This window comes from Pseudomonas sp. FW300-N2F2, from assembly GCF_017351655.1.
Classification (GTDB): Bacteria; Pseudomonadota; Gammaproteobacteria; order Pseudomonadales; family Pseudomonadaceae; genus Aquipseudomonas; species Aquipseudomonas fluorescens_AA.
In genome coordinates, this window is the sequence record NZ_JACNDQ010000002.1 from 623,713 (window position 1) to 650,017 (window position 26,305).

The window sequence follows — 26,305 nt, forward strand, 5'->3', positions numbered from 1 at the left end:
CATTTGTTACCATCCGGGACTTTCACGGATTTGCCTGAGGTTTTAGCCACCATGCCCGTCGTTCGCAGCAAGATTTGCGGGATCACCCGCGTCGAGGACGCGTTGGCGGCGGTCGAGGCCGGGGCCGATGCCATCGGGCTGGTGTTCTACGCCAAGAGCCCGCGGGCGGTGACGGTGCAGCAGGCGCGGGCGATCGTTCAGGCCTTGCCGCCGTTCGTGACACCCGTAGGGCTGTTCGTCAATGCCAGTCGTTGCGAGCTGGGCGAGATCCTCGATGCGGTGCCGCTGGGCTTGTTGCAGTTCCATGGCGACGAGACCCCGGCCGATTGCGAAGGCTGGCATCGTCCGTACATCAAGGCGTTGCGGGTCAAGGCCGGTGACGACATCGCCGCCGGTTGCGAAGCCTTTGCCGGTGCCAGCGGTATCTTGCTGGACACCTATGTGGAAGGCGTGCCCGGCGGTACTGGCGAAGCATTCGACTGGTCGCTGGTGCCACAAGGCCTGAGCAAGCCGATCATCCTGGCCGGTGGCCTGACGGCGGAGAACGTCGCCGCGGCCATTCGCCAGGTTCGCCCCTACGCGGTGGATGTGAGCGGCGGGGTGGAGCAGGGCAAGGGCATCAAGGACCCGGCAAAGATTCGTGCGTTCATGGCTGCTGTTCGCAACAGCCAGTAGTCAATGTGACGGCTGGCAGACTGCCGCCGTCCATACCTGCACTGTACAAAGCAGGCAGGCACCGCCTCCGGGTGGGCCGATAGCGTAGGGGTAACCGCAGTGCAGCGGTTGCCGGGATGGCTGAGGGGATTGGGCTGCACGCAGGTCATGTTTCGCGCTGACCGTGGTGGCCGTTCGACCCTCGCCGCACAATGAATTTAGCTCAAGGGCATACGCGGGGCCGCGAACCAGAGCGTTCGGGCCGCCGGTACTGGAGAAAGAAAGCATGAGCAACTGGTTGGTAGACAAACTGATCCCTTCGATCATGCGTTCCGAGGTGAAGAAAAGCTCGGTGCCTGAAGGTCTGTGGCACAAATGTCCATCCTGCGAGGCGGTGCTGTACCGTCCCGAGCTGGAAAAGACCCTGGACGTTTGCCCCAAGTGCAACCACCACATGCGCATCGGCGCGCGTGCCCGTATCGATATTTTCCTGGACGCAGAAGGCCGCGTGGAGCTGGGTGCCGACCTGGAGCCGGTGGACCGCCTGAAATTCCGCGACGGCAAGAAATACAAGGATCGCCTGACCGCTGCCCAGAAGCAGACCGGTGAAAAAGACGCCCTGGTGTCCATGAGCGGCACCTTGCTGGGCATGCCAGTGGTGGTCTCGGCCTTCGAATTCTCCTTCATGGGCGGTTCCATGGGCGCCATCGTCGGTGAGCGTTTCGTTCGCGCCGCCAACCATGCCCTGGAAAACCGTTGCCCGATGATCTGCTTCGCCGCTTCCGGCGGTGCGCGGATGCAGGAAGCGCTGATCTCCCTGATGCAAATGGCCAAGACCTCCGCGGTGCTGGCGCGTCTGCGCGAAGAAGGCATTCCGTTCATCTCGGTGCTGACCGACCCGGTCTACGGCGGTGTTTCCGCGAGTCTGGCCATGCTGGGCGACGTGATCGTCGGCGAGCCGAAAGCCCTGATTGGCTTCGCCGGCCCGCGTGTGATCGAGCAGACCGTGCGTGAAAAACTGCCGGAAGGCTTCCAGCGCAGCGAGTTCCTGCTGGAGCACGGCGCCATCGACATGATCATCCATCGCCAGGAGCTGCGTCCGCGCCTGGGCAATCTGCTGGCGCAACTGATGGGCCTGCCGACGCCGACATTCGTCGCCGCACCGGTCGAGCCGATCGTGGTTCCGCCAGTGCCTGCCGGGCTATGACCCAACGCACCCTGGGCGACTGGCTTGCCTACCTCGAGCAGTTGCATCCATCGGCCATCGACATGGGGCTGGAGCGCTCGCAAACGGTAGCGTCCCGCATGGGACTGGCCAGGCCGGCGCCCCGGGTCATCACTGTCACCGGCACCAATGGCAAAGGTTCGACCTGCGCCTTCCTGGCCTCGCTGCTGCGGGCCCAGGGGCTGAGCGTCGGTGTCTACAGCTCGCCGCACCTGCTGCGCTACAACGAGCGGGTGCAAGTGAACGGCGTCGAAGCCACTGACGCCCAGCTGTGCGAAGCCTTTGCCGCGGTGGAAGCCGGGCGAGGCGATACAACCCTCACGTATTTCGAGATGGGCACCCTCGCGGCGTTCTGGTTGTTTGCCCGTGCCGGTCTCGATGCGGTCGTGCTGGAAGTCGGCCTGGGCGGGCGGCTGGATACGGTCAACCTGGTGGACGCCGACATTGCACTGGTCACCAGCATTGGCGTGGACCATGCCGATTACCTGGGCGATACCCGTGAATCCGTGGCCTTCGAGAAGGCCGGCATCTTCCGCCAGGGCGCGCCTGCGCTGTGTGGCGATCTCAATCCTCCCCAGCCATTGCTGGACAAGGTTCGCGAACTGAGCTGCCCGTTCTTTCTGCGGGGTCGGGATTTCGACCTGGCGATGACCGAGCAGCATTGGCAATGGCGCGGCAGCGACCTGCGCGGCAATCCGGTGGAGTTGCGCGACCTGCCGCTGCTGGACCTGCCGATGGAAAACGCTGCGCTGGCGCTCCAGGCCTACTTGTTGCTGGGCTTGCCCTGGGAAGCCGGGCAAATCGTCCAGGCGTTGCAGGCGACCCGTGTGGTCGGGCGCCTCGACCGCCGTCAGTTCGATTGGCAAGGCAAACGCCTGAACCTGTTGCTGGACGTCGGTCATAACCCCCATGCGGCGCAGTACCTGGCCGAGCGCCTGGCGCGGCGGCCCGTGGCGGGGCGGCGTCTGGCGGTGTTCGGGCTGCTGGCCGACAAGGATCTGGATGGCGTTGTCCAGGCGTTGGATGATAGTGTCCAGCACTGGGCGGTAACGCCACTGGATTCGCCGCGCTCGCGTACGGCGGCTGAGCTGCAGGAGGCCTTGCAGCGTCATGGTGCTTCAGTGCAAGCCTATGCCAGTGTGGCCGCCGCCCTGGAAGGGCAGTGCGCCCTGGCGACGGCCGATGATGAAATCCTGCTGTTCGGATCATTTTTTTGTGTTGCCGAGGCCCTTCAATGGTTGGTCCGGCGCTCCACGGAGGAAGCTGCAGATGGCATTGCTGGATAAAGCGTACAAGCAGCGCATGGTCGGGGCCCTGGTGTTGGTGGCCCTGGCGGTGATTTTCCTGCCGATGCTGTTTTCCCGCCAGGACGAGCAGCGCCAGGTCACGGTCGACGCGCCAGCCGCGCCCCAGGCGCCTTCGGTGCCGCCTGTGCAGGTCGAGCCGGTGGCCGTGCCCGAGCCCCAGGCGTTGCCTCAGGAGCCGGTGCCAAGCGACGAGGAGCTGGCTGAGCAACCTGTTGCGCCCTCCACGCCGATTGCACCGGCGCCTGCTACGCCGGCTCCCGCCGCACCGAGCAAGCCGCCTGTCGCACCCGTGCCTGTTCCAGCGGCGCCGGCGATCAAGCCGGCCCCGAGCCAGCCGATCACCGCCGCCCCGGCCAAGCCGGACACGACCCAGAGTCGTGTGGATGCCAATGGCCTGTCGGTCAGTTGGTCGGTGCAACTGGCCAGCCTGACCAGTCGCGAAAGTGCCGAGAACTTGCAGAAAACCTTGCGCAGCCAAGGCTATAACGCCTACATCCGTTCCGCCGATGGCAAGAATCGGGTGTTTGTCGGTCCGCTGATCGAGCGCGCCGAGGCCGACCGCCTGCGCGACCTGCTCGGTCGTCAGCAAAACCTCAAGGGGTTCGTCGTGCGCTTCCAGCCAGAGCGTGGTTGACGGCGATTTAGCTGATTTGAGTCACGCAGCTTACCGACAGCCCTGGGCTCTGCTAAAATGCGCCGCCTTATCCGTCTGTAGGCTGCACCGTGCCATTTACCTGGGTTGACTGGGCGATCGTTGCGATCGTCGCCATCTCCGCATTGATCAGTCTGAGCCGCGGCTTCGTCAAGGAAGCCCTCTCGCTGCTGACCTGGATCATCGCGGGAGTCGTAGCCTGGATGTTTGGTGGTTCGCTGTCCCAGTACCTCGCCGGATACATCGAAACTCCCTCGGCCCGCGTGATCGCGGGCTGTGCCATCTTGTTTATCGCCACCTTGCTGGTTGGCGCAATGATCAATTATCTGATCGGCGAACTGATTCGCGTCACCGGGCTTTCCGGGACGGACCGGTTCCTGGGCATGGCCTTTGGCGCGGCGCGTGGCGCGTTGCTGGTGGTCGTGGCCGTCGGGCTCTTGAGCCTGGGGCCGGTGCAGCAGGATACGTGGTGGCAGGAGTCCCGGCTCGTGCCACAATTTCTATTGGTCGCAGACTGGTCCAAAAACCTGATCCTGGGTTGGAGCAGTCAGTGGCTTGCCAGCGGTATCAGCGTACCCGCTGAAATACCGTTCAAGGAACACCTCTTGCCGACGGCCAAAACGCCGCAGTGAGTGTTGTTCAGTTCAGATCCATTAAGTAGGGGTTGCGTCGCATGTGTGGCATCGTCGGTATCGTCGGTAAGTCGAACGTCAATCAGGCGCTGTATGACGCGCTAACCGTGCTCCAGCACCGCGGCCAGGACGCTGCCGGTATCGTGACCAGCCATGACGGCCGGTTATTCCTGCGCAAGGACAACGGCCTGGTGCGTGACGTGTTCCACCAACGTCACATGCAGCGCCTGGTCGGTCACATGGGTATCGGCCACGTGCGCTACCCGACCGCGGGCAGCTCGACGTCGGCTGAAGCCCAGCCGTTCTATGTCAACTCGCCTTACGGCATCACCCTGGCGCACAACGGCAACCTGACCAACGTCGAGCAACTGGCCAAGGAGATCTACGAATCTGACTTGCGCCACGTCAACACCAGTTCCGACTCGGAAGTGATGCTCAACGTGTTTGCCCATGAGCTGGCCCAGCGCGGCAAGCTGCAGCCTACCGAAGAAGACGTGTTCGCCGCCGTGACCGACGTGCACAACCGTTGCGTGGGCGGCTACGCGGTGGTGGCGATGATCACCGGCTACGGCATCGTCGGTTTCCGCGACCCGCATGGCATCCGCCCGATCGTGTTCGGCCAGCGTCACACCGACGAAGGCGTCGAGTACATGATCGCTTCCGAAAGCGTGTCCCTGGACGTGCTGGGCTTCACCCTGATTCGCGACCTGGCCCCGGGCGAAGCGGTCTACATCACTGAAGACGGCAAGCTGCACACCCGTCAGTGCGCGACCAACCCGTCCCTGACCCCGTGCATCTTCGAACACGTCTACCTGGCGCGTCCGGACTCGATCATCGACGGTATCTCGGTCTACAAGGCGCGCCTGCGCATGGGCGAGAAACTCGCCGACAAGATCCTGCGCGAGCGTCCGGAACACGACATCGACGTGGTCATCCCGATCCCGGACACCAGCCGTACCGCCGCCCTGGAGCTGGCGAACCACCTGGGCGTCAAGTTCCGCGAAGGCTTCGTGAAGAACCGCTACATCGGCCGGACCTTCATCATGCCGGGCCAGGCCGCACGGAAAAAATCCGTACGCCAGAAGCTCAACGCCATCGAACTGGAATTCCGCGGCAAGAACGTGATGCTGGTGGACGACTCCATCGTCCGTGGCACCACTTGCAAGCAGATCATCCAGATGGCCCGTGAAGCCGGCGCCAAGAACGTGTATTTCTGCTCCGCGGCCCCGGCCGTGCGCTACCCGAACGTCTACGGCATCGACATGCCGAGTGCCCATGAGCTGATCGCTCATAACCGCACCACCCAGGACGTGGCCGACCTGATCGGCGCCGACTGGCTGATCTACCAGGACCTGCCGGACCTGATCGAAGCGGTGGGCGGCGGCAAAATCAAGATCGAACAGTTCGATTGTGCGGTATTCGATGGCAAGTACGTCACCGGCGATATCGACGATGCGTACTTGAACAAGATCGAGAACGCGCGTAACGATGCGTCCAAGGCCAAGACCCAGGCGGTCAGTGCGATCATCGATCTGTACAACAACTGAGTACGAACCGGCCCCGAGGGGCCGGTTTGCGTTTAACCGATTAAGGAGTGGCAGCATGAGTCAGGATTGGGATGCCGGTCGGCTGGACAGCGACCTTGAAGGTGTAGCGTTCGATACCCTGGCGGTTCGCGCGGGTCAGCACCGTACACCGGAAGCCGAACATGGCGATCCGATGTTCTTTACCTCCAGTTACGTGTTTCGCACGGCCGCCGACGCTGCGGCGCGGTTTGCTGGCGAGGTGCCGGGCAACGTCTACTCGCGCTACACCAACCCGACCGTGCGGGCATTCGAGGAGCGTATCGCCGCCCTGGAAGGCGCCGAGCAAGCCGTAGCGACGGCCACCGGCATGGCCGCGATCATGGCCGTGGTGATGAGCCTGTGCAGCGCCGGCGACCACGTGCTGGTGTCGCGCAGCGTCTTCGGTTCGACCATCAGCCTGTTCGAAAAGTACTTCAAGCGTTTCGGCGTGGAAGTCGACTACGTGCCCCTGGCGGACCTGTCCGCTTGGGATGCGGCAATCAAGGCCAATACCAAGCTGCTCTTCGTCGAGTCGCCTTCCAACCCTCTGGCCGAACTGGTGGACATCGCTGCGCTGGCTGAAATCGCTCACGCCAAGGGCGCCATGCTGGTGGTCGATAACTGCTTCTGCACCCCGGCGCTGCAACAACCGCTGAAGCTGGGCGCGGACGTGGTAGTGCATTCGGCGACCAAGTTCATCGACGGCCAGGGCCGTTGCATGGGTGGCGTAGTGGCCGGTCGTGGCGAGCAGATGAAAGAAGTCGTGGGCTTCCTGCGTACCGCCGGGCCGACCCTCAGCCCGTTCAACGCCTGGATCTTCCTCAAGGGCCTGGAAACCCTCGGCCTGCGCATGAAGGCCCATTGCGCCAATGCCCAAGCCCTGGCCGAGTGGCTGGAGCAGCAGGACGGCATCGAGAAAGTGCATTACGCCGGCCTCAAGAGCCATCCGCAACATGACCTGGCCTTGCGTCAGCAGCGCGGTTTCGGTGCGGTGGTGAGCTTCGAGGTCAAGGGAGGCAAGGAGGGCGCCTGGCGCTTCATTGACGCGACCCGATTGATTTCCATCACGGCCAACCTGGGTGACAGCAAAACCACCATCACCCACCCGAGCACCACGTCCCACGGGCGCCTGTCGCCTCAGGAACGCGAGTCGGCGGGGATTCGTGACAGTTTGATCCGCGTCGCGGTCGGCCTGGAAGACATCGCGGACCTGCAAGCCGACCTGGCCCGCGGGTTGGCGGCCTTGTGATTGAGCTGGCTGCGCCGCCGAGCGGCACTCATGGCCGGGTTGCACTGGTCACGGGCGCCGCGCGGGGCATCGGCCTGGGCATTGCTGCCTGGCTGATCTGTGAAGGCTGGCAGGTGGTGCTGACCGACCTGGACCGCGAGCGCGGCTCCAAGGTGGCGAAGACTTTGGGCGACCACGCCTGGTTCATCGCCATGGACGTGGCGGACGAGGCGCAGGTCGCCACCGGTATCGCCGAGGTGCTCGGGCAGTTCGGGCGGCTCGACGCGCTGGTGTGCAACGCGGCTGTCGCCGACCCGCACAACATCACCCTGGAAAGCCTCGACCTGGCTTACTGGAATCGGGTCCTGGCGGTGAACCTGGGCGGGCCGATGCTGCTGGCCAAGCATTGCGCGCCGTATCTGCGCGCTCACAACGGCGCCATCGTCAACCTGGCCTCGACCCGCGCCGCCCAATCGGAGCCCGACACCGAAGCCTATGCGGCGAGCAAGGGCGGCCTGCTGGCCCTGACCCATGCCCTGGCAATCAGCTTGGGACCGGAGATCCGGGTCAACGCCGTCAGCCCTGGCTGGATCGACGCGCGCGATCCCTCCCAGCGTCGCACACAGCCGCTGACCGACGCCGATCACGCCCAGCATCCCGCGGGCCGGGTCGGCACGGTAGAGGATGTGGCGGCGATGGTGGCGTGGCTGTTGTCGCGCAATGCCGGTTTTGTCACGGGGCAGGAGTTCGTAGTGGACGGTGGCATGACCAAGAAAATGATTTATGAGTGAGGGCGGTTGCAGGTGCCGTTTGAAACTGTTTTGAAAAAACTTCAACCCTGCTATTGACTTAGCTTCGGTACCTGCGTAAATTTCGCGGCCTCAACGAAGCAAAGGGTGATTAGCTCAGCTGGGAGAGCGTCTGCCTTACAAGCAGAATGTCGGCGGTTCGATCCCGTCATCACCCACCATGTTTTACGAGAGTTTTACGAGAGTTTTGCGAAAGCAAAACGGAAGCTGTCAAAAGCCTCCACCGACGCGCAGCGGTAGTTCAGTCGGTTAGAATACCGGCCTGTCACGCCGGGGGTCGCGGGTTCGAGTCCCGTCCGCTGCGCCATATTTTCCGAAGCAGGTTCGCCTGGTTCGAGATTGAAGCCCAAGGGTTTTGATCAGACGAGTTAACTGGACGCAAGTCCATAGCGATACGCAGCGGTAGTTCAGTCGGTTAGAATACCGGCCTGTCACGCCGGGGGTCGCGGGTTCGAGTCCCGTCCGCTGCGCCATATCTGCTTCGAGGCCCACTGAACGCCTTGAAGCTAAGAAGGAAGCTGCAAAGCTACTTCTAGTCGATAGCAAAGACCCTGGTCGAAAGACCGGGGTTTTTTGTTTTTGGCGAAATGATATTGGGCCAAGCCCGTGGCGAGGGAGCTTGCTGTGGCGAAGGATTTATCCCTGCAGGGCTGCGAAGCAGCCCTTATGGTTGGCAGCTTCAGAACCCCAATTTATCCCGTAACCCGTAATACCAGGCACCCATCGCCGCAAACGGCGTACGCAACAACTGGCCGCCGGGGAAGGGGTAGTGCGGCAGGTCGGCAAACGCATCAAAACGCTCAGCCTGACCACGCAACGCCTCGGCCAGGACCTTGCCCGCCAGGTGCGTGTACGTCACGCCATGGCCGCTGCAGCCCTGGGAATAATAAATGTTATCCCCCAGTCGCCCGACCTGCGGAAGACGCGACAGCGTCAGCAGGAAATTTCCGGTCCAGGCGTAATCAATTTTCACGTCCTTGAGCTGCGGGAATGCCTTGAGCATCTTCGGCCGAATGATCGCCTCAATGTTCGCCGGATCCCTCGCGCCATAGACCACGCCGCCCCCGAAGATCAGTCGCTTGTCGCCCGTCAGTCGGTAGTAATCGAGCAAGTAGTTGCAGTCTTCGACGCAATAATCCTGAGGCAGCAGGCTTTGAGCCAACTCGTCGCCCAGGGGCTCGGTGGCAATCACCTGGGTGCCGCAAGGCATGGACTTGGCCGCCAACTCCGGGACCAGATTGCCCAGGTAGGCATTGCCCGCCACGATAATGAACTTGGCCCTGACCTTGCCTTGTGGCGTATGCACAACCGGGCTGGCGCCACGCTCGATACGCACCGCTGGCGACTGCTCATAAATCAATCCGCCCAGCGATTCCACTGCTGCCGCTTCGCCCAGCGCCAGGTTGAGCGGATGAATATGCCCACCGCTCATGTCCAGCATACCGCCCACATACTCCTCGCAAGCCACCACCTCGCGAATACGCCGCTGATCCAGCAGCTCCAGCTGGGTATGACCGAAACGCTCCCATAAACGCTTCTGCGACTCCAGGTGGCTCATCTGTTTAGCGGTGAGGGCAGCGAACACACCGCCGTCCTTCAAATCACATTGAATCTGATACTTCGCCACCCGCTCACGAATGATCCGCCCACCCTCAAACGCCATATTGCCTAGCAACTGCGCCTGCTGAGGACCGACACTGCGCTCGATCACATCGATGTCGCGGCTATAACTGTTGACGATCTGTCCGCCGTTACGACCCGAAGCCCCAAAACCCACCTTCGCCGCCTCAAGGACCGTGACCTTGAAACCGTTCTCCAGCAAAAACAGTGCAGAGGACAGGCCGGTGTAACCAGCTCCGATCACGCAAACATCCGTCTCGACGTCATCCTGCAGGGCAGGGCGCGGAGGAACCGGGTTGGCCGACGCGGCGTAATAAGACTCTGGATACGGTGTGTTCGCCATTCTGGAACCTCTGTTTTATATTTTTTACGAATGCAGCGATCCTACCCGAGATAAAAATCGGCCGCCAGCCACCCCTTGAATCTTCGTCGTATTGGTGAAATTAAATATTTTGCATATTCATAGGGTTAGGTGAAAAAAAGGTGTTGACACCCCTTTGGAATTCCGTAGAATGCCGCCTCACAGCAGGCACGTAGCTCAGTTGGTTAGAGCACCACCTTGACATGGTGGGGGTCGTTGGTTCGAGTCCAATCGCGCCTACCAAACAAAATCCGCTCTGCTGGGCGGTCTAGAAGGGGTTCACCGAGAGGTGAGCCCCTTTTTGCTTTCACATAAGGACATGGTCATGCGGGTTGTCACTTCCGTAACTTTTCTTTCTATAGCACTTGCTGGTTGTGCTGGATTACCTTCAGTTCCATACGAAGAGCCTACTCAATCAGAGGGAATGGCGCGTGTTCGCGTTATTACGAACTCCGATGTGTATGGAGATAGCATCGTCGGCAGTTGTGCTCCTGCTACCCGGCATAAGATGGCTGAAGCCGGACGTTTCGGGCAGGACGGTACGGCGAGCATCAACTATCCGCAGTATCCCCTGAAGTCGGCGAGCATTGGCATACCGAAAAGAGTTTGGCCCAGTCTTATCCAGTACACCCCTGCAATTCGGATGGGGGAAGGGGCTTACAAAGAGGTCGTAACCGAGTATCGCGTCAGGACGGATCTGCCATTCCAAATTGCAACCCGGGGCGCGACTATCGCGGGCAGTGGCAGCTCTTACCGGTCCTGTGATGGTCATGCGCTCGTTTACAAGCTGGAACCAGGAAAAGACTACGAAGCTGTGGTAGGGGTGGATAGCAGGCCAAGCAAAGATGGCGAGCAAGCGCTTACTTGCATGTTGGCGGTTCTCGAAGTTACCACTTTGCCTGGTACTTCGATTGTGATTCCCCAAAAGTTGACGCCTGCTGCGCCTCCGCAGGTGGCCTGTAAAAACTAAGAAAACCGGGGCCGGCCATGATTGTGAGAGGCGAGTAAGTTATTTCAAATCGTGGTCTGTCCCCGATTTCCCTGCCATGCCGTTACCGGGGCGCTGTATTTTGTAATTAGGTTGAAGTGGCTTATAAAGTTAGCTGGTAAGCTTCCGCTTTCTATAAATCGAGGGAACGATCATGGGATACAAATCACGGCCACCTGGTTTTCGAATCGAGTTTCCGGAGCCAGAGATGTTCTGGGCAGTTCGAGATAAAGGAAATCCAAAACAGATCGAGGTCGACCGGCTTTCTGTCATGTCCGACCATGAGTCAGTCAGCGTGATGTATGGCGGAGACGCTGCTATTGTGGCCAAGAATCGAATTCAACTTCCGCTGGATACAGAATTTTTAAGAGAACTTGCAGGCAAATTTTTGAAGCTCGCAGATGAGCTAGATTGATTGACGTTTTTTCCAGAGTCCTCGGGCCCGCGTCGAGCGTCCGGCGACAGTCGATACTGGTATACCGCAATAGCGCAAATGCCCGGCGCTACCCATTCATTGCGCGCCGGGTGACCGCTGTACCCATGTCGCTCATCAAGCCCATTTTCATGATAGCGATCTGCAGGATCCCTCAGAGGATCCCTCAGGGACAGACCACGATATGAGAGGGGCTGATTACAGATGAATTCAAAATCGTGGTATGTCCCTCGGCTTCCTCACGTCTCTTCTCCATGGCTTAGAAAGGCTCAACCGTAGACCGCGATTGGCAGCGACGCAAATTCCTACACAAACCTCGGAAACCAGTGCATTGCAGCCTCTGGATGTGCCATTTATTGTCTCTCTGTCGCCCAGGTGGCGATTCGGGTTTGGCGACTCGATTGAATGAAGCGCAGAAGCTCCTGCTACACTGCGGGGCTTTTTTGCAGTTGCAGACTGCTTTATGGCAGCTGTGCGCGGGAGACTTTCGAGTCTGGCAGACTACGATTACGAGGCGGTCCGATTACAAGTGAGCTCAAATCGTGGTCTGTCCCATCCCCGTTGTCCCACCCCGTTTTCATCAATTTTGTCCGTCATTACATCGTCGATGATACTCACAGGTGCACTTGTCCTTGCCGCTATAGCAGTAGACCTTGAAGGGGGAGGGTTAAGGGGGGCGGAGGCAACCAGCTATGATTTATGTGAATCGATTACGCGGTGGTGCAGATGCTCAATGAGACCGATACGGTAGGACACACTTTTAAGCGGGCCTTTTTCCGCGTCGATGGCGTGACGATGTACTTTTTCTGGGCAATATGGGCGGTTTTTTTGATTTGGGCTCTGTTTGACCCGGCCAAACCAGGCGCTGAAGCGTTGGCCTTGTTCATGATTGGCATGCTGAACCCATTTCTTTACATTTTTCTGGGTGTGATGCGCTCACCCGGCCTTTTAACAGCGCTGGTTCTGATTTTCCTTAACGTTAGGTTCCTATGGGCCTTTATCTAATTGAAGGGGGAGTGATTACGGGTAGTTCTGGCTGATGCGCTTGGCAATGGCTTCGAGCTGTTCGTCTATGCCATACATGTCATTGTTGTCACGGCGGGACACCACGGCCGCGCGGTGGACGTTGCGACCGCTCAGAATCCAGGTGACCAGCAGGATCAGCCAGGCCTTGGCCTTACGGCGAATCAAATGTGTTGCGCCGCCGGGCAAGTCTAGGGACACACCACGATTATGCAGGCTCCACCGAGCTCGGTCCTTCAAGCAGCTGTGTCCTGTTCGCTCGTTGCCTTGACTCACGGCAAATTGACGCTACGTATTTTTTGCGAAGCTTAGAAAGGTTGCGCGGTAGATGCTCCGCAACCGTCTTTCTATTTCACATCGAAATCAATTTGCGGACACAAGGGGAAATGAATGCTAACCAACATCAAACCGGGACCTAAACCAGCGCGCGACGATGGTAAGGATGATAGAAGGCGCCACGTAAACCCAGAAAATAGGCCGAAACATCCAACCCTGCCGGTGCACAAACCTTCTAAATAGAGAAAACCGGGACCGGCCATGATTGTGAGAGCCAAGTAAGTTATTTCAAATCGTGGTCTGTCCCTGAGGAATCCCGATTCTTGGCCGAATCGTAGACGCTGCTTCGTTCCCGCTTGCCGACGGCCAGCACCAGGATGACAATCCGTTCATCCTCAACGCGGTACACAAGTCGGTAGCCGGCGCCGCGCAATTTGATCTTGTAGCAATCCTTCATGCCGTGAAGTGCATCGCCTGGCACTCGTGGCCCGGCCTGCCGTTCCTGGAGCTTTCGCAAGAACTGGAGACGGATGGTGCCGTCGAGCTTTCGCAGTTCTTTCAGCGCCTTCGGATCCCACTCGACTTCGTACTCAACGGCCATTGGCGATATCTGCCTCGGCCTCGCCAATGAGATCGTCGAGAGATACTCGAACAGGTGTCTCGTTGGCGTCGAGTCGTGACTTGACCAAATGAACCAGTTCCAGTTCATCTAAGCGCTCAACCATCGCCTCGTAGACGTTGGCAGGGACCATGTAACCCATGACTCGGTTGTGGTTCAGCACGGCCACGGGCAACCCGTTGGCGCTGCTCAAGACTGAAGACGGATTCTTCTTCAGTTCAGATACGCTGACAGCCACGTCAGCCAGAATATTTTGCATAAATAAGACTCCTATATAGGCCTTTATTTTGGTCTTTTTATTTTTGGGTGGCAAGCGCTCTGGATCTGGATTTCACGCTCAAGTCCGGTCAATGCACTGAAAGCTTGAGCCTGGTACCGGCCTGTTTCGTTTTAGGATGACGGCAGGGCCACGGCCAGTTCCTCGAAACCTGTTTCTTCCTTCCCCAGATGAAGGGCGCCTGAAGAAAAAAGAAAGAAAAAAGAAAGAAAGAAAAAAGGGGACAGATTTGAATGGCACTTACTTAACCTTCTTCGGGTGTCCATTCTTCCTGACCTCGCCCCTTGCTGATCGACGTGTTTTCATCAGCATGGGGTAAGGCTTGGGTCTTCGTTTTATGGCTCGCGGCTCAATTCTGCCTGGACGCCTACCGACGCGCTTCTGGGCAATCAGCTCAAGCAGATTGAGCATCTTGTCCTCTTGCTCTTGAGCCCCGTACTGCCTCAACGCAAGGCACAGCTGAAGGCTATGCTTGAAGCTCAGTTCGCGAGGCAGGCAGTCGACTAACAGAGCTGATTGCGTCATGAGCATCCGTATCAGGTTGTGCGCCAACAAGTAAATCCATAACTCTTTGACGGCCATATCCGGCGTCTTGCAGCTCAGTGCTTCAAGCCCCAGCGTAGTCTTGAGGTTGCGCAGATCCAACTCCACATGCCATCGATCCTTGAACAGGGATTTGAGGGACGCTTTGGGCACTTGCTGCGGGCAACTCAAAGTGGTGACCAGGATTTTCCCTCCGGCCTTCAACTCACGTACCGTCAGCGTTTCAGGTGCCCTTTCGTAATAGGCCTGACTCATCCAGGACGGCTTTGCCTTTGGTTTTTTCAGTTCAACCAAATGATCTTCCGACCCCAAGGACCTCCCCAACTGAAAGTCCGTGCTACGCCGTCGAGCGCCATATTGTTCGAACACCCCGTCCACGCCTCGATGCTGCAGTTCACACAGTAAAAAGTAGGTGGCGTAGTAGGCATCGCCCAGCACAATGTCACCTCGCTCCAAGGTATCAAGCATGGTTCTGAGTAACGTCTGTTCATCGCCTCCTTTACCGCGAAAACGTCCCAACGAGGCGTCCAAAACAGCACCGCTGGCGAGGCAAACAATCCCCACTAAACGGCAGATGGGAAAGCCAGTCCGGCCTTCTGCCCACGAGATTGCGGGTAGGCCTCTTGGTTGGCCGGCGTATCCGGCAGGGTCACCGTAGTGCCATCCACGAGACGAACGGGTCGCCCCATCCAACGCCACGATGACGGACCCCGGTTGCTCATTGATGACCCCGTGGAGCGCAACAAGGTTGAAACCATCTCCACCGGCAACCGCGCTCTGGCTTTACAGTAGGCACCGGTATGAACGCTGTTGGGTTTCAAACCCTCGCAGGAGCGTTTGATGGATAAATCATTCACGGCATTCTGGCAGGACCGATCGGCGCTCATTGCCTGGGACAAAAACATGGACAGCGTTTCGGTCGGGGGAAATAGCCGCTGGCGATGCTTGGGTATCGACGACTCGACACCCCGCAATAACTCAGGATCGGAGAGCAGCTTGAAGAAAGCATGAGCATTGCTGTTCGTGGCGTGCTGGCGCATACGGTGCTGTTGATGTCGGACGATTTGGCGTCTACGATTCACTCGGGCTGTGTCCTTGCTTGATCGGTGTGTGTTCGCAACTATCACCGTAGACCAAGGCCAGCCTTTTTTCATTTTTTCGCAGTCGTATCAGCTAGTTAGCTGTTAAGTAAGTGCCATTCGGGACAGATTTATTTCGCCGCGCTGAAAGTCTTTTTTTGGCTGGTAGGGAAAAAACTGTCCTCTTTTCCGTCTTCTTTCCCCTACGTCCCTTCGCTGCGGCTTATGACGACTCAAACTCGCGCCGCGAGGGGCATGGACGCAAATTCCTACACAAACCTCGGAAGCCAGCGCATTGCAGCATCAAGGTGCGCAGCTTATTGTCCCTCTGTCGCCCAGGTGGCGATTCGGGTTTGGCGACTCGATTGAATGAAGCGCAGAAGCTCCTGCTACACTGCGGGGCTTTTTTGCAGTTGCAGACTGCTTTATGGCAGCTGTGTGCGGGAGACTTTCGAGTCTGCCGGTTCGCTTTCATTCCCGGTTCGCCAACCCGAGCACAGCTGCCACCCTTTCGTTTGGCGACGTTTGAGTGGTAGTCCTTATCAATTGAATGAAGGTACTACTCATGACCCGATACATGCCCATCACCGGCATCGACTGCATCCCCGCGACCCTGCTCATCGACACCGAAGCGCCTCTGGACGTCCTTTTCGAAACCGCCGATTACCGTATCCGCACTGTGACCCAAGTCTTGGAAAATATCGCGTTCCGCTCGGATATCAGCTCAGGTTACGCGATGGTTGTGATGTCATGGATGTGATTGGAAGACGATTGCGGGCGCAGGCGGCGGAGTAATGAGGACGGGCAACTTATAAGCTGCCCGTTTCATAAGAGGAAAGCGGGGACAGACTACGTTTACGAGACGGTCCGATTACAAGTGAGCTCAAATCGTGGTCTGTCCCTGTTTTCACTGGCGGCACGTTGCTTTATTTGTGACAACGGCTGCCACTCACCCAGTCTGGCAGAGCTGAAAATGAAGGAATTCAGCGCTGCCATACACTGCGATGTGGTAACCGTCACCAACAGGGCGATCACTTCGACCATGTATTGAAGAGCTTCTGATATCGAGCAGCGATGGGGCATATCTCGTCGCGAAGTTTGCAGGAAGCAACAGCGAAGTTTACTGCACGCTGCTGACCGTAGTCCTTCATGTGTTTAAAACCATCAGCGTATGAGAAGTATCCGTCCTGAATGAACTTTGGCAACTCGTCACGCATAGTATCCAATCCTTGGGATATTGGCCTGTCGTACCGATTTGTTTTGCTCACGCTCTTCCATTCATACATGGCGGCTACCACGAAGAAGTGACCGTTGATCACGCTTGCATGGCCATCAGGGAGGTCATCAGATATGTATTCAGCAAACCATATATTCCCTTCAGGGGTCTTGTATGAATATTTCCTGACGATGGTGTCCAGGTATTCATTAATCAACCAATCGTTCGATGTGTCGCCTGTCAAGCTCCTGATGTGCATCAGACCTACCGCGACAGCCGCGTTCCCGAAAGCCGAGTACCAAGGTGCCGACATCGGGTACTTGTCGAAGACGTGTGGGAACCGATAGGTGACACGGTAGTTACCATCGCTATCAACAATCGAGTTTGCGTTCATCTCATCCATCAGGGACTTGATCGTCGCCTCAAGGCGAGGCTTGTCATTGGCGATGCTCTGAAGCGCCCCTGCGTTCGATGCCCAGAAATAGGGCGACCATTTGGCAGGGTTCTGCGATTTCTCGTACTGGGAGCCGGAACTTGCCCACGTAGGGTTGTTGTGAGCTTGCAAGGAAAGGGGCTTGAGCATCTCGCCTGGCGACAAAGTGTTGAAGTTATCCTGCTTGCTGCATGCAGCGCTTGCGATAATCGCAGCTATTGCAAAAAGCCTGATTATTTTATTCATACCCATGCTCTGATTCCATTCAGTGGCGCGAACTCTACGGTCCGTGCAAGATTTTACACAATACGTCACGGCCAGCTACTGGCCTGACGTTTTTCGGTGATTTTGTGTGAGGCAGGGGGCGTTGGTTAGAGTCAATCAACCAATCTCGATCATCTGTGCCAGCAGCGGGTCGTTCGCTTCCATGACTGCCACTTGCAGCTCCACAAGATACATCCCGCCCATTATCTTTTCGATCACTTCTCCTTCCTCAATCCATCTTATGAGCTGCTGCACGCTGGGTTTTCCGTCGGCGTAGTGTGGCCGACGAGAGGGATACAAAGGGCCAGGGCCATCCTTATGAATTCCTCGTTCTGATCGAGCATTGCCAGGGCGTCCCTGAGGTTTGCTGCGACCGCACAAAAGCTGTTTGACTCCCGGTGAGCCAACAAGCCATCATCTATTCATCCTGTCATTCTTGCGTACGTAGGAGTGCACACAAAGCCCGGCCATAGCGCCGGGTTTTTTTGGATTTATCGAGTACATAAGGACATGGTCATGCGGGGTGTCGCTTTCGTAACTTTTTTTTGCTGCAGCACTTACCAGTTGTTCTGGAATACCTTCGGTTCCATACGAAGAGCCTGACGACGAAACAGTCAGCAGACTCCCGCTATCCAACTCGCTCTTCAGGCTGGTGAGTGAATGGCTGCGTGCTCAGGCCGCGATAGAAGATTACGGATGACATCACTTGGCTCCAACGAGGTTTTCATCATCCGGCCGAAGATCGGCATCGGTCGTTTGCGCTTTGTCCCACTGCTTCGCCAGACACCCTGGGGCATCACGGCAGTCTTTTGTATCAGCTTATCGACCGGGCTGTCGTTACCTGGGAGGCAATGGCCGGGCATTATCCTCGCAAGCCTTGTTGTGATGTGGTGGGCATATCAACTGGGCAGAGATATCAGCGAGCGTGCTTCGCTGACTGTGCGATCGTCTGGTGTGGCTTTCCTCGGACGCTATCGGCTAACGAAGCGCACACCGCTGCGAATAGTGCTCAAGCCCGACGGCCACATGGCTGTTTTTCGCACGTCCTACAGCAATTATGTCGAGTATGAAAACGGGCGCTTGTTAATCGCTCGCCGTGTCGTCGGGAAAAAAGTCAATCAACAGAAACAGTTCGCCTGCGAGCTAGCCGCGTTTCTGGGCGTATTTGCATACGTCGATGATGGCTCTGGACGACTGAAGAGGTTAGCCGGCCAACGGTGAGGTTCCCAGCGCAACCTCAAGGCACGTACCTACGCATTGCGGGCCCAGCCTTATAAGTTAGCGCTCTGTGAGTGATAACCTGCGAACTCTTCTATAAGGATACAGTTATGAAAAGCTGTTTGAGGACGCTCGGAGCTAATCTCGCCAACAGTATAGTGATCCCCGCCGCTTGGGTATCGGGGCTTGCGACGATAGGACTCTTGTGGGGCGTGGTACGGTTTGGGCCCGATCGGCTTACAGTCGAAGGACGTCAGCTCTTCGTGGCTTCCTGTTCTATTTTTTTCCTCGCCATAGGGTACTTGATATGGCGCAAGAGACGAGCAAAAGCACTTGTAGCATCCATCAACCTAAAAGAAGGTCTGAACCTTGACGATACTCAGATGCTCGGCTATCCAAGCCCCCTATTTTTTGTCTTTGACCTTTCCAGCAAGAAACTCGCTCAATGCCAAAGCGCCACTGGCGACTATCAAGTTCGAGATTTCACGTGGGTGACAGGCTGGCAGTGTGAGTGGCAACAGATTGACAGCAGGGTGACGGGTGGCGTGCTTCAAATAGTCGATGGGGCAGGCATGAGCGTTCCAGCCGACGAGCTTCGGCGTAGATTCATAAATTTCTCACTGGTTTTGACGGTTACCGATACAAGTCATCCACCCTTCCGTTTTCCAATGAACCGAAGCGCAGCTGAAGGGTGGTGTACCCGGTGCAATGTGCTTTTCAAGTGCTAAACACGAAGCACCAGAAGTCAATTATCTTTAGAACTCGCAGCAGCGCGGATGCTAACGGAGTGAATGCAGGCGCCTATTGATACGCATAAGATTTGCGACAGATTCAAAAGCGCAAGGCATCTATCGCTTTCTCTGATAGCGTTGCGGGAAAGGGTCATGGATGGGGCAGCGAATGGGCAACTGGGAGCGCTAATGCCGTACAACTATGCGAACGGCCGCTACCTGGTCTTCAAAGGCAATGGCAGCGATGGGGCGCCCTTGGGCCGGATTCACCAGGACGGAAAAGTTCGAAATCTCCTGGGTGAGTCGCTGTACTACATAGACATGGACGAACATGCGTTCTGTTCGGTCGATTTTATCTTTCAGGGCAATATACAAAAATGTCGCGGCACGTTTTGTGTGCTCAGCGACAAAACGCTTTTCACATTTTCCGAGATGAAAGTTAAGCCACTGGGAAACGAGACCGAGGAGCAGGCGCTTCACAGGGAGTTCAAAAGGAGGGCGCTAAGTTTGGCAGGGCAGATCGTCCAGGCGAAAAATGAGATGGTGCAGGCACGCTTGGATATGGCCTGGTCTAATTTAAACCCTTTGCGCCGTTTCCGTGCCTTCTTCACTGGCCGAGCCCGTAGGGAGCGAGCATCACCAGGGGGGCGTTACAGTGGGTTGGAAAGTGAGCATGAGTTCAAGTCGAAGTCTTTCCCCATCTCCTCATCGTCACTCGCGACAATGGTCTTGTGGGTTGCGGATGGAAGGAAAACAGGGCCAGACCACGATTATGAGACGGTCCGATTGCACGTGAACTCAAATTGCGGTCTGTCACCAGCTTTCTGGTTACCGCCGATTGAGGTGGGTTGTATCGCGGCACTTGCAGCAAGTCCTCGTCGTGGCTCACGCTGGGAAAGCACCCAATCACTCTACACTCCGCGTTTTTTGCCCGGACACTCATTGGGCGCCTTCACGGACGATGGCTTCGAGCAGCACACTCACTCCAAAAAGACGAAAAGCGAATGGTCAGGTTCTAAATAGAGCCGTCACGAAGAGTCTGTTGCCAAATTTATTGAGATTTATATGAAAAAGGTAGTTTTGGCACTCTCGCTGGTCACACTGGTAGCCTGTATGCCTTATCAATCAGTGACCTCGCCAGATCCAAATTGGATGCGTCTGGGTGGAGATGAGCCTGAAGGTTATCCAAGGACGTTTGTTGAGAACCTGAGCGGCAATTGCGCTCTGGTTACCGAGTCATGGTCTGAGGGAAGAATCAACGGTCGTCTTTTGTGGACCAAGAAGCAGTCTCGAAAGGCCGTTACTTGTCCATAAGTGCCTGTATAAGGGCTGATTTCGTGAGGGGAAAGGGGGCAGATTTTTTCTGCGTTGGACACTTTTATGAAAAGCGGAGCCAGGTAAGCCCGGGACGATTAAGTGCTTACAAGAAACAGTCCTCTATTCAGGAGACGTCGGATGCCCCCTGACGTTGTTGCTGGCACTGTTCGGACCCGAATAGGCCGATGCTGTGCGATATTTGTCAAGGACAGCTATTCAACAATCGCCTTTTTGATATCCCCGTGCTTGTTTTGCAAGTAAATCGTGTAGGGCAAAACAAGCGTGTCAGCGAGCCCAGACAATCCCATATCCAGCGCAATTAGCGATGCAGAGGGCTGTCCGTCGAAGCCGGTGCTTTGACGAGGTGCAGCATCGAGCGTGCAGTAATCAAAAACGGCACCGCTATAGATTCTTGGTACCGAGTCGCAGTGCGAGTTCCAGCGGGCCAGCTTGTTGCTTGCGATGATGTCGTCGCGGAAGGTGGTATTGATGGTTCCACAGCCCGAAACTGATGCGGCTACGAGAAGCACCCAAGCGGTTCTGAGATTCATCGGATTGGCTCCTTGCCAAAAAATCGAAGATTAGCCGACGCCGCGACATTGTGCTTACCGGCATGTGCTCGGCAAGGCGGCTGATGGCAAGACTACCACGGCCTACGAGCGCACTCGCCCTATCGATCTACCGCCGGCCATCTGCGGTAGGCTCATGCGGCGCAGGCGGATCACTGCGAACCAGAGCAACGAATCGTTGGCCGGCTTCACCGAGATCATCGATGCAAAGCTTCCGTACCCGAACATGACGCTGCTCTACTCAGTGTGAGTCTGCGAAGCGCTAATTGGGTTCATGGTAGGGAAATCTGTGTCTTCGAACGAAGAGGTGATACATGGAAAATAGACAAGACCATGATCGTGGGAAGGGCCGATAGCTCAAAATCGTGGTCTACCCCTATTTCCATGCGGCAACGCCCGAACAAGAAGGTCAATCAATGCCAAAGAAACTTCAGGAAAGCAAAGCGGCGACTGCTGCTGACATTGAGCGTTCTATCCAGGCACTGAACAAAATGGCCGAGCGTCTCTGGGGCGATGGGCGGGAAGCCGAGGCGAAAGCCCTGATCGATGCCTTGGATGCTTTGAACAGGGCGCTCGATCGGATCAGGATTGGAGAGAGTCGCAGGGTTCTTCATTGAAGGAGAAAGCGGGGGGGGCACGGCTATGAGATGGGCCTGCAGAGGGGTTCAAAGTCGTGAACGGCCAGGGAGTGGCCCGGTTGAAGACTGGCTTCGAAATGAATTGACCGGCGGTCCGATCCTTGGAATTAATGCCGTGTGGGGAGACTCCACTGCCAGAGGAATATGTATTTCTCAATGGCGGTGAACACCGCCCGAGGCAAATTCAATGACGTCGTTTGAAGAATTCAGGGCTACATCCCATGAGCTTCTCAAAGAGCTGGATGCCGCGACGATAAAAATGATGATGCTGGTTTCTGCGAAAGAGATATCCGGTCCTTTTTGGGAGGATGCCGCCCAGCGGCATCATGACGCTGTAGATGCTTGGCATGCCTTTCTCAATATCCGAACAGAATGTGGAGCGGCCCCACCTCTTGTCTAAAGGCTAGACGAAGGCGCGTTCTGTTTCGACCGACTTTACCTTCCAGGGCAGTTTTCTAGAGTTTCACGGCACAACTTATTTGGTCGACGAGGCGAAACGCTCTTCACATTTTCCAATCGAGTACCAAGCAGTCGATGTACCTGCCCGTCGGAATGAAAAGCCCAGCGGGTAGGCTGGGCCTGACGGGTGATGATTTGTCCAATTTGCAGTATGGCCAGTGGTGTCCGTCGTTACCAGAGGCTTTTCGCGTTCGCCAAGATATCAAAGACTTTTGCGGAGCCGACGTATGAGAGGTGTCCCGAATCTCGGTATATGGGTACGCCATCCACAACGGTACGGCAAACTTTCTCATCGCATAATGCGTCGCTTAAGCGAATGACCTGTATCGCATATTTGTTTTCGATGGTATCGAGAAGCGTGAGAACCCCTGAATTGTAATCTTTATAATTTTTTAGCGATATCGTGCAATCTGCTTGTGTGGTTGAGTTGTCCGATAGCTGTCTCTGCATGCAGCTTATGTTCTCATTGCCGACCGAAGGAGGAGGTCCAATTACAATAATTTCTTTGTCGAGTAGTTTTAGCTCTTGTATGGTGTTTCCCAAGTCTGCTTGCACTTGCTCCAGGCTTGTAGGGACTATGTGGGTTTTACCTTCGTTGTCCCTTGTCAGCATTTTGTTGGTGGGGACGGTGTATTGCCAGAAAGAAGCTGCGAGTATGACGGTTTTAATATTCGGGTTGCTCTTTATGGCCGATAACACGCTGTCGTTGAATGATATGCAATATTTGGCCACCTGCTCCGCATCTTCTCGTGTTGGGTTATAAGGTGCGGTGTTCAAAAAAGGTGGGCAAGCACTATAAGTGGCCTGTGAAACTCCTCCTTTTCTGTGGTTCTTGATGCCTTCGATGGTGTGCATGGCGTAAGAATCCCCCCAGACTATGTCACGAGCTGAGTTCGATGTTCGGCATTTATCGTTATCCTTGAACATGTAGTTGTCGCAGGATTTATCCAGGCCATAATTGGGGCGCAAAATATTTGCGAAGTCTATTTTATTATTGTTGTATCTGGTTGCGGCATATTGAGTTGAAAGCAGCACTACCGCCCCGATACTGATCGTCCATGCAAGCCCGGATCGAGAAATTTTTGCCTGACGGCTAGGTCGCTCGACAAAAACATAAAGGACTGTCGCACACAGGAGCGATGCCAAGAGCAAGGATATCTGCATCTGCGTGGTAAATGTGTCGTGGACCACCGCATGTGCAAAAACGATGATTGGCCAATGAACCAGGTAGAGTGAGTAGGAGATGTCGCCAAGCCTGACAAGCGGGATCATTAAAGGTGAGGTGTTTGCCAGCGTGCTATTGGTCCAGAGAATTATCAGCGTTGAAAGACATACTATAATCGCAGCTGGGCCTGGATGCCCCAGTTTAAGTTCCAGAGTGGGCACTGCCAGAATTGCAATGATTGCCGCTGAAAAAAGTGGAGTGGGAATTTTTATAGTGTATTTTTGAGCGGCGAGATAGCCGGCTGAACCAATTAAAAGCTCCCAGGCGCGCGTGGGGAGGAGATAAAATGTCGCTGAGGGGTGGGTTTGGTTTAAGTACATGCACGCTATGAGGCTGATACTAAGTAAGGCAAGGACAATCTTTAACCAGTGTCGAGAAGCGGTGAGCATAAGTAGTAGCGGGAAGATCAGATAGTACTGCTCCTCCACAGCAAGAGACCATAAGTGCAGCAGTGGCTTTGTCGATGCGTCCGCATCGAAATATCCAGTTTGGCTCAATAGAACAAAGTTGGTTGTATAGGTAACGGCGCCGGCAACCTGATGAAGTAGGCCCCTTATTTCCATTGGGGTTAATAGATAATAAGCGCCTAGGCACGTTGCCAGAATTGTGATATAGGCTGCAGGGACTAGTCGCTTTGCACGTTTGTAATAAAATTCAGAGAGGCTGAAGTCCTTATGGAGCATCTTGCTGGCGATGATGCCGGTAATCAAATAGCCGGAAATAACAAAAAATATATCTACACCCAAAAATCCAGATTTCAATATTTCGAAACCTAAGTGGTCTATTACTACAAAAGCAACAGCAAGACCCCTGAGTGCCTGTATGTCGAATCGAAAATTCATACGTCCTCTGTATCCCCTAAGCTGCAATCCAGCAACTTTATTGTCATTCATCCTTTCAGCCGGTGATTCACTGTCACGGCTTGCTTACGGAAGAAAATGAAAATATCAATACGCGACACCCTGCGCAATGCCAGAGTCCATTCTGGCTAGCGTTCGGCACGCGTCATGGTTTGAATTCAGCACATTTATTTGAGGCCAACCATCTCCAGTCTACATTAATGACTTGGTTTCTCAGCATAGCAGTTCGAGGCAATGGGGCCAGTGGCGGAAAGTCTAAGTCCTGTGCTTGGCCCAGGCACGTTCAGCCATTACTCTGTTCCAGCAACCATTCACTAAACGCCCGAACCACCGTTTGCCGCTCCCGCCCCGGTACACACACCACGGTATATCGCGCGCCCACCAAGCGAACCTCAGGCCGATAGCTCACCAGTTTCCCACGCGAGACAGCCTCGGCCACCAGCACGTTGCTGGCAAGCACCAGCCCATGCCCGGCAATTGCCGCCTGCAGTGCATGCTGTTCCTCGTCATAACGCCTGAAGCGCGCCTTATCCAGCCAGCTCAAGGTACCCGCCTCGGCGCACCAGGCAGGCCAGTCAACCGCGACGCTCGCGCTGCTCAGCCACGGCACGTCGATCAACTCGATAGGCGAGGCTGCGGGGGGCGGTTGCCAGTCAGGACGGCAGTAAGCGCCAAAATACTCGTCCAGCAACGGCTGCTCGAACAGCTGTGGGTCGGGTGTGAAAAGGGCGCGGATCGCCAGGTCGATGCTGGCATCCCGTCGCAGATCCACCACCTCGTTACTGCTGTGCAGACTGATGTCGATCTCTGGGTGCAACCGATGAAAATCCCCGAGCCGCGGAATCAGCCATAGGCTGGCGAACGCCGGTGTTGTGCTCACTACCATGGACCACGCGGCAGACGACGGTGACAGCGCCTGCAGGTTCTGTTGGATATCCAACAGGGCGCGGTGCAGTGACGGATGGAGTCGCTCGCCGTCGACGCTCAGGCGCACGCTTTGGCTGGAGCGTTCGAACAAGCGCACGCCGAGGAAGGCTTCAAGGCTTTTGACCTGATGGGAAATCGCCGCCGGACTGACATTCAGTTCCTGGGCCGCTGCCTTGAAACTGCCCAGCCGTGCGGCAGACTCGAAGCCGCGCAAGGCGGTGAGGGGCAGTTTGGCAAACATGGGCGAGAGGGTTACTCGAGTTGAGCGTGGCTCAATTTAGCTCATTTGTCCGCCGACGCTCAACTTGCCAGGCTGTGGTCTCGCACCGTTACCAGGAGACCTCCTATGCAAGGTACACCCCGCAAAATCCTCCAGGCCGTGCTCTACGAAGCCGGCGGTGTGTTGTTCGTGGCCCCTACGCTGGCGCTGATCTACGACCAGGGCATGGGCTATTCAACCCTGTTGTCGCTGCTGATTTCCGCTGTCGCGCTGGCTTGGAACATGATTTTCAATGGCCTGTTCGAGTGGTGGGAGCGCCGCCAGTACAGTCGCCATCGCGACTGGCGGCGGCGACTGCTCCATTCCCTGGGGTTCGAAGGCGGCTTGACGCTGATACTGACTCCTGTGATTGGGGCATGGCTAGGCATCAGTCTGTGGCTGGCACTGATGACCAACCTGGGGCTCTTTGCCTTTTTCTTTTTTTACTCGCTGGTTTTTCAGTGGGTGTTCGATCGGGTGTTCGATGTTCCGCTTTCGGCTCAACCCAGTGAGGGGGCTGCCTGCGATGCTCGATGAATGCGCTTTCTCCGAGAAGTGGGACGAGCACGTTTATGCAGGTCATTGGCGAGAGTGTTTTGCTGTAGTGAAGTAATAGCGTCTTCGTTGTTGGTTTTCACATCAAACGCCTTGGCGGGGTCAGTTTTTAACGGAGGCGGAGGGCGGCTACTTGTAATCCCTGCATGTTACAAGCGCTTCAGCGAGGGTGGGAGTAGGAGGTCCCGCTACTGACAATGATGATCCGTTCCCTTGACGCCATAGGATAGTAATGGACGGCTGAACAGGTCGACGCTAACCTTCGCCTGCTTGTTGAGGGATTGTATGGTGCGCAGGACGGCGACTATCTCTTGGCTGATTTTGGCTTGATTGGGCACCTTGG

General features: G+C 56.5%; 25 protein-coding genes, 4 tRNA genes and 3 pseudogenes. 22 read left to right on the forward strand and 10 right to left on the reverse strand.

Annotated features, from left to right (window positions below; genetic code table 11):
* Window positions 1–51 precede the first annotated feature (51 nt).
* The 11 genes from J4E63_RS17450 to J4E63_RS17500 all read left to right on the forward strand — a co-directional run bounded on the left by J4E63_RS17450 (window position 52) and on the right by J4E63_RS17500 (window position 8,545).
* Window positions 52–675, forward strand: a complete 624-nt coding sequence (locus tag J4E63_RS17450) for a phosphoribosylanthranilate isomerase (RefSeq protein WP_207282776.1) — start codon at window positions 52–54, stop codon at window positions 673–675.
* Between the two features lie 265 nt (window positions 676–940).
* Window positions 941–1,861: an acetyl-CoA carboxylase, carboxyltransferase subunit beta gene (gene accD, locus J4E63_RS17455; protein ID WP_072407026.1), complete on the forward strand. Its 921-nt coding sequence runs from the start codon at window positions 941–943 to the stop codon at window positions 1,859–1,861.
* Window positions 1,858–3,165 carry a bifunctional tetrahydrofolate synthase/dihydrofolate synthase gene (folC, locus tag J4E63_RS17460; protein WP_207282777.1) on the forward strand — a complete coding sequence of 436 codons (1,308 nt, stop codon included), beginning with the start codon at window positions 1,858–1,860 and terminating at the stop codon, window positions 3,163–3,165. The genes accD and folC overlap by 4 nt, the downstream gene beginning before the upstream one ends.
* Complete coding sequence (locus J4E63_RS17465; protein ID WP_207282778.1) at window positions 3,149–3,820, forward strand: SPOR domain-containing protein; 672 nt, start codon at window positions 3,149–3,151, stop codon at window positions 3,818–3,820. Before folC ends, J4E63_RS17465 begins: the two co-directional genes overlap by 17 nt.
* Before the next feature lie 89 nt (window positions 3,821–3,909).
* Window positions 3,910–4,470, forward strand: a complete 561-nt coding sequence (locus J4E63_RS17470) for a CvpA family protein (protein ID WP_030142022.1) — start codon at window positions 3,910–3,912, stop codon at window positions 4,468–4,470.
* Between the two features lie 41 nt (window positions 4,471–4,511).
* Complete coding sequence (gene purF, locus J4E63_RS17475) at window positions 4,512–6,017, forward strand: amidophosphoribosyltransferase (protein WP_053123453.1); 1,506 nt, start codon at window positions 4,512–4,514, stop codon at window positions 6,015–6,017.
* Window positions 6,018–6,072: 55 nt separating this feature from the next.
* Window positions 6,073–7,284: an O-succinylhomoserine sulfhydrylase gene (locus J4E63_RS17480; RefSeq protein WP_060741448.1), complete on the forward strand. Its 1,212-nt coding sequence runs from the start codon at window positions 6,073–6,075 to the stop codon at window positions 7,282–7,284.
* On the forward strand, window positions 7,281–8,054 hold the full coding sequence (locus tag J4E63_RS17485) for an SDR family oxidoreductase (protein ID WP_207282779.1): 774 nt from the start codon (window positions 7,281–7,283) through the stop codon (window positions 8,052–8,054). The genes J4E63_RS17480 and J4E63_RS17485 overlap by 4 nt, the downstream gene beginning before the upstream one ends.
* 103 nt (window positions 8,055–8,157) lie before the next feature.
* A tRNA-Val gene (locus J4E63_RS17490) sits at window positions 8,158–8,233 on the forward strand.
* Between the two features lie 69 nt (window positions 8,234–8,302).
* Window positions 8,303–8,379: transfer RNA gene (locus tag J4E63_RS17495), tRNA-Asp, on the forward strand.
* 89 nt (window positions 8,380–8,468) lie between these two features.
* Window positions 8,469–8,545, forward strand: a tRNA-Asp gene (locus J4E63_RS17500).
* A 206-nt stretch (window positions 8,546–8,751) separates the two neighbouring features.
* Here the strand turns inward: J4E63_RS17500 and J4E63_RS17505 are convergent.
* Window positions 8,752–10,035 (reverse strand): FAD-binding oxidoreductase, encoded by a 1,284-nt coding sequence (locus J4E63_RS17505; RefSeq protein ID WP_207282780.1) that lies wholly within the window; start codon window positions 10,033–10,035, stop codon window positions 8,752–8,754.
* A 184-nt stretch (window positions 10,036–10,219) separates the two neighbouring features.
* On the opposite strand from J4E63_RS17505, the gene J4E63_RS17510 reads away from it, so the two are divergent.
* The 4 genes from J4E63_RS17510 to J4E63_RS17525 all read left to right on the forward strand — a co-directional run bounded on the left by J4E63_RS17510 (window position 10,220) and on the right by J4E63_RS17525 (window position 12,479).
* Window positions 10,220–10,296: transfer RNA gene (locus J4E63_RS17510), tRNA-Val, on the forward strand.
* Window positions 10,297–10,378: 82 nt separating this feature from the next.
* Window positions 10,379–11,023 (forward strand): hypothetical protein, encoded by a 645-nt coding sequence (locus tag J4E63_RS17515; RefSeq protein ID WP_207282781.1) that lies wholly within the window; start codon window positions 10,379–10,381, stop codon window positions 11,021–11,023.
* Between the two features lie 226 nt (window positions 11,024–11,249).
* Window positions 11,250–11,456: a hypothetical protein gene (locus J4E63_RS17520; RefSeq protein WP_207282782.1), complete on the forward strand. Its 207-nt coding sequence runs from the start codon at window positions 11,250–11,252 to the stop codon at window positions 11,454–11,456.
* Between the two features lie 744 nt (window positions 11,457–12,200).
* A complete protein-coding gene (locus tag J4E63_RS17525) occupies window positions 12,201–12,479 on the forward strand; it encodes a hypothetical protein (RefSeq protein WP_207282783.1) in 279 nt (92 codons plus the stop codon).
* A 15-nt stretch (window positions 12,480–12,494) separates the two neighbouring features.
* On the opposite strand, the gene J4E63_RS17530 is transcribed toward J4E63_RS17525, so the two are convergent.
* The 4 genes and pseudogenes from J4E63_RS17530 to J4E63_RS17545 all read right to left on the reverse strand — a co-directional run bounded on the left by J4E63_RS17530 (window position 12,495) and on the right by J4E63_RS17545 (window position 15,294).
* The gene (locus tag J4E63_RS17530) at window positions 12,495–12,665 is read right to left on the reverse strand and encodes a hypothetical protein (RefSeq protein WP_207282784.1); all 171 of its coding nucleotides are present in this window, start codon (window positions 12,663–12,665) and stop codon (window positions 12,495–12,497) included.
* A gap of 391 nt (window positions 12,666–13,056) precedes the next feature.
* Window positions 13,057–13,374 (reverse strand): type II toxin-antitoxin system RelE/ParE family toxin, encoded by a 318-nt coding sequence (locus J4E63_RS17535; RefSeq protein ID WP_060741452.1) that lies wholly within the window; start codon window positions 13,372–13,374, stop codon window positions 13,057–13,059.
* The gene (locus J4E63_RS17540) at window positions 13,364–13,651 is read right to left on the reverse strand and encodes a type II toxin-antitoxin system Phd/YefM family antitoxin (RefSeq protein ID WP_207282785.1); all 288 of its coding nucleotides are present in this window, start codon (window positions 13,649–13,651) and stop codon (window positions 13,364–13,366) included. The genes J4E63_RS17535 and J4E63_RS17540 overlap by 11 nt, the downstream gene beginning before the upstream one ends.
* Window positions 13,652–13,909: 258 nt before the next feature.
* A pseudogene (locus J4E63_RS17545) lies at window positions 13,910–15,294 on the reverse strand (IS4 family transposase).
* A 562-nt stretch (window positions 15,295–15,856) separates the two neighbouring features.
* Here J4E63_RS17545 and J4E63_RS17550 point away from each other — a divergent pair.
* Window positions 15,857–16,086: pseudogene (locus J4E63_RS17550) on the forward strand (hypothetical protein).
* A 236-nt stretch (window positions 16,087–16,322) separates the two neighbouring features.
* Here J4E63_RS17550 and J4E63_RS17555 read toward each other — a convergent pair.
* Together J4E63_RS17555 and J4E63_RS17560 are read right to left on the reverse strand one after the other, a co-directional pair.
* Window positions 16,323–17,192, reverse strand: coding sequence for a D-glucuronyl C5-epimerase family protein (locus J4E63_RS17555; protein ID WP_207282786.1), 870 nt, complete (start codon window positions 17,190–17,192; stop codon window positions 16,323–16,325).
* A 129-nt stretch (window positions 17,193–17,321) separates the two neighbouring features.
* A complete protein-coding gene (locus J4E63_RS17560; protein WP_207282787.1) occupies window positions 17,322–17,459 on the reverse strand; it encodes a hypothetical protein in 138 nt (45 codons plus the stop codon).
* A 441-nt stretch (window positions 17,460–17,900) separates the two neighbouring features.
* Between J4E63_RS17560 and J4E63_RS17565 the strand changes: the two genes are divergently transcribed.
* Together J4E63_RS17565 and J4E63_RS17570 are read left to right on the forward strand one after the other, a co-directional pair.
* Window positions 17,901–18,425 carry a hypothetical protein gene (locus tag J4E63_RS17565; protein ID WP_207282788.1) on the forward strand — a complete coding sequence of 175 codons (525 nt, stop codon included), beginning with the start codon at window positions 17,901–17,903 and terminating at the stop codon, window positions 18,423–18,425.
* Between the two features lie 917 nt (window positions 18,426–19,342).
* Entirely contained in the window at window positions 19,343–20,176 is an 834-nt protein-coding gene (locus J4E63_RS17570; RefSeq protein WP_207282789.1) for a hypothetical protein, read from the forward strand.
* A gap of 506 nt (window positions 20,177–20,682) precedes the next feature.
* Here the strand turns inward: J4E63_RS17570 and J4E63_RS17575 are convergent.
* A complete protein-coding gene (locus tag J4E63_RS17575; RefSeq protein ID WP_207282790.1) occupies window positions 20,683–21,021 on the reverse strand; it encodes a YceK/YidQ family lipoprotein in 339 nt (112 codons plus the stop codon).
* A gap of 52 nt (window positions 21,022–21,073) precedes the next feature.
* On the opposite strand from J4E63_RS17575, the pseudogene J4E63_RS30915 reads away from it, so the two are divergent.
* The 3 genes and pseudogenes from J4E63_RS30915 to J4E63_RS17585 all read left to right on the forward strand — a co-directional run.
* A pseudogene (locus J4E63_RS30915) lies at window positions 21,074–21,280 on the forward strand (hypothetical protein); the annotation flags it as partial.
* 175 nt (window positions 21,281–21,455) lie between these two features.
* Window positions 21,456–21,656: a hypothetical protein gene (locus J4E63_RS17580; RefSeq protein WP_207282791.1), complete on the forward strand. Its 201-nt coding sequence runs from the start codon at window positions 21,456–21,458 to the stop codon at window positions 21,654–21,656.
* Window positions 21,657–21,864: 208 nt separating this feature from the next.
* Window positions 21,865–22,077, forward strand: a complete 213-nt coding sequence (locus J4E63_RS17585) for a hypothetical protein (protein WP_207282792.1) — start codon at window positions 21,865–21,867, stop codon at window positions 22,075–22,077.
* 230 nt (window positions 22,078–22,307) lie between these two features.
* Here J4E63_RS17585 and J4E63_RS17590 read toward each other — a convergent pair whose 3' ends face one another.
* Both J4E63_RS17590 and J4E63_RS17595 read right to left on the reverse strand, forming a co-directional pair.
* Window positions 22,308–24,254: an acyltransferase family protein gene (locus J4E63_RS17590; protein ID WP_207282793.1), complete on the reverse strand. Its 1,947-nt coding sequence runs from the start codon at window positions 24,252–24,254 to the stop codon at window positions 22,308–22,310.
* A 250-nt stretch (window positions 24,255–24,504) separates the two neighbouring features.
* Window positions 24,505–25,389: a LysR substrate-binding domain-containing protein gene (locus tag J4E63_RS17595; RefSeq protein ID WP_207282794.1), complete on the reverse strand. Its 885-nt coding sequence runs from the start codon at window positions 25,387–25,389 to the stop codon at window positions 24,505–24,507.
* A 105-nt stretch (window positions 25,390–25,494) separates the two neighbouring features.
* On the opposite strand from J4E63_RS17595, the gene J4E63_RS17600 reads away from it, so the two are divergent.
* A complete protein-coding gene (locus J4E63_RS17600; protein WP_207282795.1) occupies window positions 25,495–25,944 on the forward strand; it encodes a PACE efflux transporter in 450 nt (149 codons plus the stop codon).
* The last annotated feature ends 361 nt before the right edge of the window (window positions 25,945–26,305 follow it).